Raw genomic sequence first — 10,455 nt, forward strand, 5'->3', positions numbered from 1 at the left:
CCATGACCCGCGGCAAATGGCTGGCGGCCCTATGCCTGGTGCCCTTCGCGATCTTCTTTATCGTGTTCCAGATCGCCCCGCTGCTCTGGGTGCTGGTCAACAGCCTGGAATCCGAAGAATTCGGCTGGGGCCTGGCCAATTTCAGCAAGATCTTCAATTCGAAGTTTTACCTGCAAGCGATCCAGCACAGCCTGGAGATCAGTTTCTGGTCCAGCGTGTTCGGTATCGTCATCGCAGTGCTTGGCAGCTACTCGCTGCGCCGGGTCGATTCGCGGTTGCGCAACTTCGTCAACGCATTCGCCAACATGACCAGCAACTTCGCTGGCGTGCCCCTGGCCTTCGCCTTCATCATCCTGCTGGGGTTCAACGGCAGCATCACCCTGATGCTCAAGCAGGCGGGAATCATCGAGGACTTCAACCTCTATTCGAAGACCGGACTGATCATTCTCTACACCTATTTCCAGATTCCCCTGGGCGTGCTGCTGCTTTATCCGGCCTTCGATGCCCTGCGTGAAGACTGGCGCGAGTCCGCAGAACTGCTGGGCGCCAGCGGTTGGCAGTTCTGGCGGCACATCGGCCTGCCGGTGCTGACGCCGGCGCTGCTGGGAACTTTCGTGATCCTGCTGGCCAATGCCCTCGGCGCCTATGCCACGGTCTATGCGCTGACCACCGGCAACTTCAACGTGCTGCCGATTCGCATCGCGGCCATGGTCTCCGGGGACATTTCCCTGGACCCGAACATGGCCAGCGCCCTGGCCGTGGTGCTGGTGGCGTTGATGACCCTGGTGACCGTGATCCATCAGCTGTTGCTCAAGAGGAGCTACCATGTCTCGCGCTGAATCGAGCCCGGCCGGGCTCTATCATCGGGCGGTGGTGTACCTGCTGTTCGCCATCCTGCTGCTGCCCCTGGCCGGCACGTTGATCTATTCCATCGCCAGCAGTTGGTCGGCCACCGTGCTGCCCGCAGGCTTCACCTTCAAATGGTATGTGCAGTTGTGGAGCGATCCGCGCTTTCTCAGCGCCTTCGGTCAGTCGCTGTTGGTTTGCGTCGGGGCGCTGGTGCTTTCGGTGGTATTGATCTTGCCGCTGCTGTTCGTGGTGCATTACCACTTCCCGAAACTCGACGCGCTGATGAACATCCTCATCCTGCTGCCCTTCGCGGTGCCGCCGGTGGTGTCATCGGTGGGGCTGCTGCAACTCTACGGCTCCGGACCGATGGCCATGGTGGGCACGCCATGGATCCTGATCGGCTGTTACTTCACCGTCGCCCTGCCCTTCATGTACCGGGCGATCACCAACAACCTGCAAGCCATCAACCTGCGGGACCTGATGGACGCCGCCCAACTGCTCGGCGCCAGCACCTTCCAGGCCGCCGTGCTGGTGGTGTTGCCCAATCTGCGCAAGGGCCTGATGGTCGCGTTGCTGCTGTCCTTCTCCTTCCTGTTCGGCGAGTTCGTGTTTGCCAACATCCTCGTCGGCACCCGCTATGAAACCCTGCAGGTGTACCTGAACAACATGCGTAACAGCAGCGGTCACTTCACCAGTGCGTTGGTGATCTCCTACTTCCTCTTCGTACTGGTCCTGACCTGGGCGGCCAACATCTTGAACAGGGACAAAAGCCAATGAGCTACGTCAGCGTCCAACACCTGCAGAAAACCTATGCCGGCACGCCGGTGTTCAGCGACATCAACTGCCAGATCGGCAAGGGCGAGTTCGTCACCCTGCTCGGCCCTTCCGGCTGCGGCAAGTCCACGCTGTTGCGCTGCATTGCCGGCCTGACGCCAGTGGACGCCGGCCAGATCCTGCTGGACGGGCAAGATATCGTCCCGCTGAGCCCGCAAAAGCGCGGCATCGGCATGGTGTTCCAGAGCTACGCCCTGTTTCCCAACATGACCGTGGAACAGAACGTCGCCTTTGGCCTGCGCATGCAAAAGGTCGATGCTCAGGACAGCCGCCAGCGGGTGCTGGAGATCTTGCGCCTGGTGGAGTTGCATGAATTTGCCGGTCGCTATCCCCATCAGCTGTCCGGCGGCCAATGCCAGCGCGTGGCCCTGGCCCGCTCTCTGGTGACCCGCCCGCGCCTGTTACTGCTGGACGAGCCGCTGTCGGCCCTCGATGCGCGGATTCGCAAGCACCTGCGCGAACAGATCCGTCAGATCCAGCGCGAATTGGGCCTGACCACGATTTTCGTCACGCACGATCAGGAAGAAGCGCTGACCATGTCAGACCGGATTTTCCTGATGAATCAGGGAAAGATCGTACAGAGCGGCGATGCCGAAACCCTGTACACAGCACCCGTCGATGTGTTCGCCGCCGGCTTCATCGGCAACTACAACCTGCTGGACGCCGACAGCGCCAGCCGGCTGCTGCAACGCCCGGTGACGGCACGCATCGCCATTCGCCCGGAAGCCATCGAGCTGAGTCGCAACGGCGAGCCGGATGCGCTGATCCACAGCCACAGCCTGCTGGGCAACGTCATCCGCTACCGGGTCGAGGCCCGTGGCGTGGAGCTGGTGGTCGATGTCCTCAACCGTTCGGCGGCCGATCTGCATCCCGATGGGGCTCGGCTGTCGCTTTCCATCGATCCGTCGGCCCTGTGTGAGGTAGCCTGATGGCCTTGTTGATTTTGAAGCTGATCTTGAGAAGGGAAACGCGCTGATGGCCCTGGCAATTTTTGATCTGGACGAAACCCTGATCCACGGCGATTGCGCCACCCTCTGGAGCGAGCAAATGGGCCGCCTGGGCTGGGTCGATCCCGAGTCCTTCATGCGCCGCAACAACGAGCTGATGGACGCCTACAGCCACGGCAAGCTGCTGATGGAGGCCTACATGGATTTCAGCCTGGAGCCGATGATCGGCCGCACCCCGGAGGAAATCGAACACCTGGTGACGCCGTGGGTGGAAGACTTCATCGAACCGATCATCTTCAGCGACGCCACCCGCGCCATCGCCGAGCACCGCAAGGCCGGCGACCGGATCCTGGTGATCTCGGCCTCGGGCACACACCTGGTTAAACCCATCGCCGAACGCCTGGGTATCGATGAGATCCTGGCGATCGACCTTGAAGTCGTCAACGGGGCTTACACAGGCAAGACCGTGGGCACCCTGACCTACCGCGAAGGCAAGATCACCCGACTGCTGGACTGGCTGGATGCCGAAGAAGAAAACCTCGAAGGCGCGAGTTTCTATTCCGACTCGCGCAACGACCTGCCGCTGCTGCAACGGGTGGACTTCCCCCACGTCGTCAACCCGGACCCGGTGCTCAAAGCCCATGCCGAATCAGCGGGATGGCCGATTCATACCTGGAAGTAAATGCTTTTAGGGTCTGTGACGCACCTGTGGGAGCGAGCCTGCTCGCGATAGTGGTGTGTCAGTCAATCCTCCATTGCTGACCGACGCCATCGCGAGCAAGCTCGCTCCCACATGTACCAGCGCCCGGATCCTGTGGCGAAGGAGCTTGCTCCCGCTCGGCTGCGAAGCAGTCGCAGAACCGGCTGATCCAGCGTGGCTCCCGTCTTCGAACTATCCAATGCCTTGCCTTAGTACGCGCAAGACACCTGCATGGCGTTGAGGGCCGTATCGTCGCCGTTGCCCTGGTCGGGTTCCACCCGAGTCCTGAAACCATTCACTTTCCCGCCACCTATGCCGTCGGCGCAACGGTAGAATCCGGTCCACTCCCCCCACGCGGCGGGCGGGTCACCGACCAGGATTTGCGAGCCGCAATTGATCTTGATATTGCCGGCGGCGGTATCGTCCTTCGAGCCCTTTTCCTTGTCCCTGCCCTGAAACCGCTCCACCTGAATGGCAAAAGCTATGGCGGGATGTTCGCGGCAAACGTAATCCTTGCCCCAACTTCCCCACCCTCCTTCCAGGCTCTGGATGTAGGTCGGCGCTCCCGTGGCGCTGCTCTTGCAGATCAACTGGATCGCATTCAAGGCGGTATCGTCGCCGTTGCCCTGATAGGGCTCGCTCTTGAGCCGGAAGCCCCAGACATGTTGCCTCTGCGGGCAATACGCCATGGGTCCCCAATTTCCCCATTGGCCTTGTTCTGAAGTATCCGGAGGCACTCTTCCGGTCTCTTGTCCCCGGGCGCCCTCGTAGGCCAACAGGGAAAGCGTGATAACCAGCATGCGTAAAGCGGCGTAATCGGACATGACAGGGCCCTGCCTGGATCGGGAAAAGACTGGCCAGAGAGACACCTTCTCTCACCTCGACTCTAGAGTCAGGCATTTGAGGGTGTCTACTGTCAGATCCGACAGGGTGTACGCCTATCCAACGTGCCGAATCAGCTCAGGCTCTCATCGATCACCAGCACCAGTTTCCCCGACACCGTGTTGGTCGCCAGTTCCTTGAACGCCGCTTCGGCATCCCCAATGGCAAAGGTGCGGGCCAGTTGCGGGCTCAGGCGGCCTTCGCTGAACAGCGGCCAGACTTGCCGGCCCAACTCACTGATCAGATCAGCCTTGAATTGATCGTCACGACTGCGCAAGGTCGAGCCCAACAGTTGGATACGCTTGCCCAGTACCTGGGCCAGGTCAAACTCCGCCGAGCGGCCGCTCATAAGCCCGATCAACACCCAGCGTCCGTCAACTGACAAAAGTTTCACGTTGAGTCCGGCGTAGTTCGCACCCACGGGATCGAGGATCACATCGAAGGGACCGAATTCGCTCAAGCGGTTGATATCGTCGGTGCGAATCACCCCGCCCTGGGCACCGAGGGCTTGGCAATAGGCCAGCCGATCCGCCGAGCCGACACTGACCCAACACGGGTTGCCGAACGCCTTGCACAGTTGGATCGCAGCCGAGCCGACGCCACTGGCCCCGGCGTGCAACAGCACTTTTTCACCCGGCTTGAGCGCGGCCAGCTGATACAAATTCAGCCACGCAGTACTGTAGACCTCAGGCAGCGCGGCGGCTTCGGCCAAGGACAGGCCCTCCGGTACCGGCAACACGTGGCGGCCATCGACCACCACTTCTTCGGCCATCCCACCGCCGGCAAGCAAGGCACAAACGCGGTCGCCGACTGCCCAGGACGAGCCTGGTCCGACTTCGCTGATGACCCCGGAACACTCCAGCCCCAACACCTGACTCGCGCCGGGCGGCGGCGGATAAAGCCCGGCCTTCTGCAATAAATCGGCCCGATTCAGGCCGGCGGCCGCTACCCGGATGCGAACTTGCCCTGCATCACACACAGGAGTTGGCTCCTGTGCCCATACCACTTGGCCTTCAACGCCTTGCAATGCTTTCACGGTGCCTCCATAGTGAGTCTCGACTGGGCCCGCTGCTGTAACGCCGGGCTTTCTTGCATTATGCGCCCGGGCCACATGGAACCGGCGACTTCAAAGACGGCCTAATATGCGTGATCAATTGTCCCTGCGTCGAATCAGTATGAAGCGTTTGTTCCCCAGCACTGCACTTGCCCTTTTCATTGGCCTTGGCGTTTCCACGCTCTCGAGCAATACGTTTGCGGCCAACAGCTGGGACAAGCTTCAGCCCGATCGTGACGAGGTGATAGCCAGCCTTAACGTCGTCGAGCTGCTCAAGCGTCACCACTACAGCAAGCCGCCGCTCGATGATGCGCGCTCGGTCATCATTTATGACAGTTACATTAAGTTGCTTGATCCGTCGCGCAGTTATTTCCTGGCCAGCGACATCGCCGAATTCGACAAGTGGAAAACCCAGTTCGACGACTTCCTCAAGAGCGGCGACCTCAATGCCGGGTTCATCATCTACAAGCGCTACCTGGACCGCGTAAAGGCGCGTCTGGACTACGCCCTCGCCGAGTTGAACAAAGGCGTCGATAAAATCGATTTCAATGCCAAGGAAACCCTGCTGGTCGACCGCAAGGACGCGCCTTGGCTCAAAAGCACCGCCGAGCTCGACGACCTGTGGCGCAAACGTGTCAAGGACGAAGTGCTGCGCATGAAGATCGCCGGCAAGGAGCCCAAGCAGATTCAGGAAACCCTGACCAAGCGCTACAAGAACCAACTGGCGCGCCTGGACCAGACCCGTGCCGAGGACATCTTCCAGGCGTACATCAACACCTTCGCCATGTCCTACGACCCGCACACCAATTATCTCTCGCCGGATAACGCAGAAAACTTCGACATCAACATGAGCCTGTCCCTGGAAGGCATCGGCGCTGTCCTGCAAAGCGACAACGACCAGGTGAAAATCGTGCGCCTGGTGCCGGCGGGGCCGGCGGACAAGACCAAGCAGGTGGGTCCGGCGGACAAGATCATCGGCGTTGCCCAGGGCAACAAGGAAATGGTCGACGTGGTCGGCTGGCGCCTGGACGAAGTGGTCAAGCTGATCCGTGGGCCGAAAGGCTCGGTGGTGCGCTTGGAAGTCATCCCGGCCAGCAACGCACCGAACGATCAGACCAGCAAAATCGTAGCCATCACTCGGGAAGCCGTGAAGCTGGAAGAACAGGCGGCGAAGAAGTCGGTTCTCAACCTGAAACAGGACGGCAAGGACTACAAGCTCGGCGTCATCGAGATCCCGGCCTTCTACCTGGACTTCAAGGCGTTCCGCGCCGGCGATCCGGACTACAAGAGCACCACCCGCGACGTCAAGAAGCTGCTGACCGAGCTGCAGAAGGAAAAAGTCGACGGCGTGGTCATCGACTTGCGCAACAACGGCGGCGGCTCCCTGCAGGAAGCCACCGAGTTGACCAGCCTGTTTATCGACAAGGGCCCGACCGTGCTCGTGCGTAATGCCGATGGCCGCGTGGACGTGCTGGAAGACGAAAACCCGGGCGCATTCTACAAAGGCCCGATGGCGCTGCTGGTGAACCGCCTGTCGGCTTCGGCCTCGGAGATTTTCGCCGGCGCCATGCAGGATTATCACCGTGCGCTGATCATCGGCGGCCAGACCTTCGGCAAAGGCACCGTGCAGACCATCCAGCCACTCAACCATGGCGAGCTGAAACTGACCCTGGCCAAGTTCTACCGGGTCTCCGGCCAGAGCACCCAGCATCAGGGCGTACTGCCGGACATCGATTACCCGTCGATCATCGACACCAAGGAAATCGGCGAGAGCGCCCTGCCCGAGGCCATGCCGTGGGACACCATCAAGCCTGCGATCAAGCCGGCCGTGGATCCGTTCAAGCCATTCCTGGCCCAGCTCAAGTCCGAACATGACAGCCGTACGGCCCAGGACGCGGAGTTCGTATTCATCCGCGACAAGCTGGCCCTGGCGCAAAAACTGATGCTGGAAAAAACCGTCACCCTCAACGAAGCCGACCGTCGCGCGCAGCACGCCGACATCGAAGCCAAGCAACTGGCGATGGAAAACCTGCGTCGCAAGGCCAAGGGCGAAGAACCGCTCAAAGAGCTGAAAAAAGAAGACGAAGACCTCATCACCGAGCCGGAAAAAACCAAGCCGGAAGACGATGCCTACCTGAGCGAAACCGGGCGGATCCTGCTGGATTACCTGAAACTCAACACGGCGGTTGCCAAACACTGACGATGATGGCGATTTAATGGTGATGCGCGTCGGAGTGTCATCAAACTGACATCATCCTGTCGTGAAATATGGACCGGGCGCTTCCTGAGCGGATAGCGCCCGGTCCATTTTTTATCGCCAGAGAAAGCCATGACCACGACAGAACAGCTGGGCGCCTTGAGTTCGATCCTGGCTCAAAGCGGTTTGCACAGCCTGTTCCAACCGATCCTCTGCCTATCCGAACGACGTATCGTCGGCTACGAAGCCTTGACTCGCGGCCCGTCCAACAGCCCGTTGCATTCCCCCATCGCCCTGCTCTCCGTAGCCCGCCAGGCCGGACGCCTCAGCGAACTCGAACTGGCCTGCCGCCGCAGCGCCTGCCACCGCTTCAACGAGCAGAAGCTGCCGGGCAAGCTGTTCCTCAACGTTTCGCCCGAATCCCTCCTGGAAGCCGCGCACCAGACCGGGCGCACGCTGCAACTGCTGCAAGACTTCGGCATCCCGCCCAGCCAGGTGGTGATCGAGCTGACCGAACAGACACCTATCGATGACTTCCAGCTTTTGCAGAATGCGCTGCATCATTACCGGGCCATGGGCTTCTCGATTGCCCTGGATGACCTGGGCGCCGGGTATTCCAGCCTGCGGCTGTGGTCCGAATTACGCCCGGACTACGTCAAGATCGACCGGCATTTCATCGACGGCATTCATCAGGATGCCCTCAAGCGCGAGTTCGTCGGATCAATATTGAAGATCGCCCGTACGTCACGGGCCCAGGTGATTGCCGAAGGCATTGAACTGCCGGAAGAACTGGCGGTGCTGATCGAAATGGGCGTCGACCTGGTCCAGGGGTATCTGCTCGCCCGGCCTCAGGAACAACCGGCTCGCGATGCGAGGACGCTGATGCCCAAGCAGGACGCTGGAGTGGCGTCACTGAACGACGAGATCAACGATCTCGGCGCGCTGCTCAACGAACAACCGGCAGTGGCCCACGACACCCCGACCGCTACCGTGCTGGAAGCATTTCGGCGCCAGGCCAACCTCAACTCCCTGGCCGTGCTGGATGACCGGGAACAACCCTGTGGCATTGTGCACCGCCATTCCCTTTCCGACGCCTTGCTCAAGCCCTTCGCCACCGACCTGTTCGCTCGCAAGCCCATCAGCCGCCTGATGAGCGACGACTTCCTCGCGGTGGAACTGAGCCAGTCGCTGCAACAGGTCAGCCGCCTCATCACCAGCCGCGCCCGGCAACGCATCGAGGAGGACTTCATCATCACCCTCAATGGCAGCTACTTGGGCCTGGGCCGAGTGATCGACGTGCTCAAGCTGATCACCGAACTGAAAATCCAACAGGCCCGCTACGCCAACCCGCTGACCCTGCTGCCGGGCAACGTACCGATCCAGCAATGCCTCACCCGCGTGCTGCAGCAGCGCCAGGAATCGGTGATCTGCTACGTCGACATCGACAGCTTCAAACCCTTCAACGACATCTACGGCTATGGCCGCGGCGACGAAGTCCTACTGTGCCTGGCGCAATGCCTGAACGAACGCATCGACCCCACCCGCGATTTCGTCGGCCACATCGGTGGCGACGACTTCCTCCTGGTCCTCGGCCCGGAAGACTGGCGCAAACGCCTCGACCAACTCCTGACCGACTTCCAGACCCACTGCCGCCGCTTCTACCGTCCTGAACACCTGGAAGCCGGGTACTTCACGGCGTTGAATAGACAGGGGGTTCGCCAGGATTTTGCTTTGCTGTCGCTATCGATTGGCGTGGTGCATCTGAGGTCGGAAGCGTGTGGGGAGTTGGATGCGAGCCAGTTGGCGGAACTGGCTTCGCAGGCGAAGCATCATGCGAAGGGGATTTTGGGGGGAAGTGTGTATTTAGTTGATGGTTTGGTCGAGCGGAAGGCTGTGGCGGAGTTGGGGTTATCGGTTTGAGCGGATTCCCCACTGCCGCTCTCGGCCGGAACGCCGGACACTAACCTTGTGGCGAGGGAGCTTACTCCCGCTGGGCTGCGTAGCAGCCCTAAAGCAGCAAGCTCATTCCTCCTGATACTCCGAGTTGTCTGGCTCAGCCAATCTGGTCGATCTTACGAGCTATTCTGCAAGTAATATGATGTAGCCATGCTTCGCTCGTTTCCCAGGCAGTCCAATAGCTGTAGTAACAGCTCAGTTCCCTTAGCAGATATCCCTGCATCTCACACTCGGTTTTTCTTTGCTTGAGTAGAACGTCAAGTTCCTGCAGAACTGTCTTTAGGATTTCCGAGTCAGATTCTGAAAGGAATGCATCTAGCGCTTGTTCAGCGGTTTGATACTCAGCTGGCCAATCTTGATGAAAATAGGCCCCAAAAAAATCATGCAGTTCTGGAAATCGTTGATTCATACTTCCGGAAATCCTGTAATCAAAAAGTATCCTGCTGGTTGTTGTTTATCTTTCTTCAAGACCAGTAATACTTTGTGTGCTGGCAGGTAGTCGGTACGGCCATTTATCAGGCTGACTCCAACTGGATGAGCAAAAACATGAGTTACAGTCGTCTTGTCTTTTTTACTTGCCAAGAATTTTTCAATTTTTCTCTGATTTGCTGCTAGCGTCCTAGCTGCTGATAGCTCAGCTGTAGTTCGATCTGGGAACGTCGACGCGGCGGGAACATTTGGCTCCTTCTCTATCCTTTTAGCCAATTGCGCATCCGTCCTACCAATATGTTTCTCAATCAAATGCCCACCGCGAGCCTCATGCGCCGCCAGGCCGCCTCCCGGCACAATCTCGCTAAACGGCCCGTCGGCCTCAATATCGCCCGGACAGTTACACGCCAACCCCAACGGATCCACCCACCCCGTCGGATTCAGGGTGTAGCGGTACCCATTGAGCCCACCCGCCAACTTACTCGGGTCCGGTGTCAGGTAGCGGCCAGTCTCGGGATTGTAGTAGCGATGCCGGTTGTAGTGCAGGCCGCTTTCGGGGTCGAAGTATTGGCCCTGGAAGCGCAGCGGTTGTTCCAGTTGTTCGCCG

At 59.8% G+C, this 10,455-nt stretch carries 10 protein-coding genes; 6 read left to right on the forward strand and 4 right to left on the reverse strand.

Going from position 1 to position 10,455, the window contains the following annotated elements:
- Positions 1-2 precede the first annotated feature (2 nt).
- From ACLEJQ_RS09770 to ACLEJQ_RS09785, 4 genes are read left to right on the forward strand one after another with little or no spacing between them, the layout of a single operon-like run.
- Positions 3-839, forward strand: coding sequence for an ABC transporter permease (locus ACLEJQ_RS09770; RefSeq protein ID WP_440794422.1), 837 nt, complete (start codon positions 3-5; stop codon positions 837-839).
- Positions 826-1,626, forward strand: a complete 801-nt coding sequence (locus ACLEJQ_RS09775; protein ID WP_440794395.1) for an ABC transporter permease — start codon at positions 826-828, stop codon at positions 1,624-1,626. Before ACLEJQ_RS09770 ends, ACLEJQ_RS09775 begins: the two co-directional genes overlap by 14 nt.
- The gene (locus tag ACLEJQ_RS09780) at positions 1,623-2,612 is read left to right on the forward strand and encodes an ABC transporter ATP-binding protein (RefSeq protein ID WP_440794397.1); all 990 of its coding nucleotides are present in this window, start codon (positions 1,623-1,625) and stop codon (positions 2,610-2,612) included. Before ACLEJQ_RS09775 ends, ACLEJQ_RS09780 begins: the two co-directional genes overlap by 4 nt.
- A 46-nt stretch (positions 2,613-2,658) precedes the next feature.
- On the forward strand, positions 2,659-3,312 hold the full coding sequence (locus ACLEJQ_RS09785) for an HAD family hydrolase (protein WP_440794399.1): 654 nt from the start codon (positions 2,659-2,661) through the stop codon (positions 3,310-3,312).
- 227 nt (positions 3,313-3,539) lie between these two features.
- Here ACLEJQ_RS09785 and ACLEJQ_RS09790 read toward each other — a convergent pair whose 3' ends face one another.
- On the reverse strand, positions 3,540-4,154 hold the full coding sequence (locus tag ACLEJQ_RS09790; RefSeq protein WP_440794401.1) for a hypothetical protein: 615 nt from the start codon (positions 4,152-4,154) through the stop codon (positions 3,540-3,542).
- 131 nt (positions 4,155-4,285) lie between these two features.
- Positions 4,286-5,248, reverse strand: a complete 963-nt coding sequence (locus tag ACLEJQ_RS09795; protein WP_440794403.1) for an NAD(P)H-quinone oxidoreductase — start codon at positions 5,246-5,248, stop codon at positions 4,286-4,288.
- 139 nt (positions 5,249-5,387) lie between these two features.
- On the opposite strand from ACLEJQ_RS09795, the gene ACLEJQ_RS09800 reads away from it, so the two are divergent.
- A complete protein-coding gene (locus ACLEJQ_RS09800) occupies positions 5,388-7,466 on the forward strand; it encodes a carboxy terminal-processing peptidase (protein ID WP_440794405.1) in 2,079 nt (692 codons plus the stop codon).
- A gap of 129 nt (positions 7,467-7,595) precedes the next feature.
- On the forward strand, positions 7,596-9,383 hold the full coding sequence (locus ACLEJQ_RS09805) for a bifunctional diguanylate cyclase/phosphodiesterase (RefSeq protein ID WP_440794407.1): 1,788 nt from the start codon (positions 7,596-7,598) through the stop codon (positions 9,381-9,383).
- A 133-nt stretch (positions 9,384-9,516) separates the two neighbouring features.
- Here ACLEJQ_RS09805 and ACLEJQ_RS09810 read toward each other — a convergent pair whose 3' ends face one another.
- Both ACLEJQ_RS09810 and ACLEJQ_RS09815 read right to left on the reverse strand, forming a co-directional pair.
- Positions 9,517-9,828 carry a contact-dependent growth inhibition system immunity protein gene (locus tag ACLEJQ_RS09810; RefSeq protein ID WP_440794409.1) on the reverse strand — a complete coding sequence of 104 codons (312 nt, stop codon included), beginning with the start codon at positions 9,826-9,828 and terminating at the stop codon, positions 9,517-9,519.
- Positions 9,825-10,455 (reverse strand): RNase A-like domain-containing protein (locus ACLEJQ_RS09815; RefSeq protein WP_440794411.1); only part of this gene is annotated, 631 nt, incomplete at its 5' end. The genes ACLEJQ_RS09810 and ACLEJQ_RS09815, both read right to left, overlap by 4 nt.

This window comes from Pseudomonas sp. SMV71 (genome assembly GCF_052042015.1).
Taxonomy (GTDB): Bacteria; Pseudomonadota; Gammaproteobacteria; order Pseudomonadales; family Pseudomonadaceae; genus Aquipseudomonas.

Excerpts from the sequence above, each read along its gene's own strand:
- ACLEJQ_RS09780 (WP_440794397.1), top strand. The coding sequence starts at position 1,623 with ATGAGCTACGTCAGCGTCCAACACCTGCAGAAAACCTATGCCGGCACG.
- ACLEJQ_RS09775 (WP_440794395.1), top strand. The coding sequence starts at position 826 with ATGTCTCGCGCTGAATCGAGCCCGGCCGGGCTCTATCATCGGGCGGTG.
- ACLEJQ_RS09770 (WP_440794422.1), top strand. The coding sequence starts at position 3 with ATGACCCGCGGCAAATGGCTGGCGGCCCTATGCCTGGTGCCCTTCGCG.
- ACLEJQ_RS09805 (WP_440794407.1), top strand. The coding sequence starts at position 7,596 with ATGACCACGACAGAACAGCTGGGCGCCTTGAGTTCGATCCTGGCTCAA.
- ACLEJQ_RS09790 (WP_440794401.1), bottom strand. The coding sequence starts at position 4,154 with ATGTCCGATTACGCCGCTTTACGCATGCTGGTTATCACGCTTTCCCTG.
- ACLEJQ_RS09785 (WP_440794399.1), top strand. The coding sequence starts at position 2,659 with ATGGCCCTGGCAATTTTTGATCTGGACGAAACCCTGATCCACGGCGAT.
- ACLEJQ_RS09800 (WP_440794405.1), top strand. The coding sequence starts at position 5,388 with ATGAAGCGTTTGTTCCCCAGCACTGCACTTGCCCTTTTCATTGGCCTT.
- ACLEJQ_RS09810 (WP_440794409.1), bottom strand. The coding sequence starts at position 9,828 with ATGAATCAACGATTTCCAGAACTGCATGATTTTTTTGGGGCCTATTTT.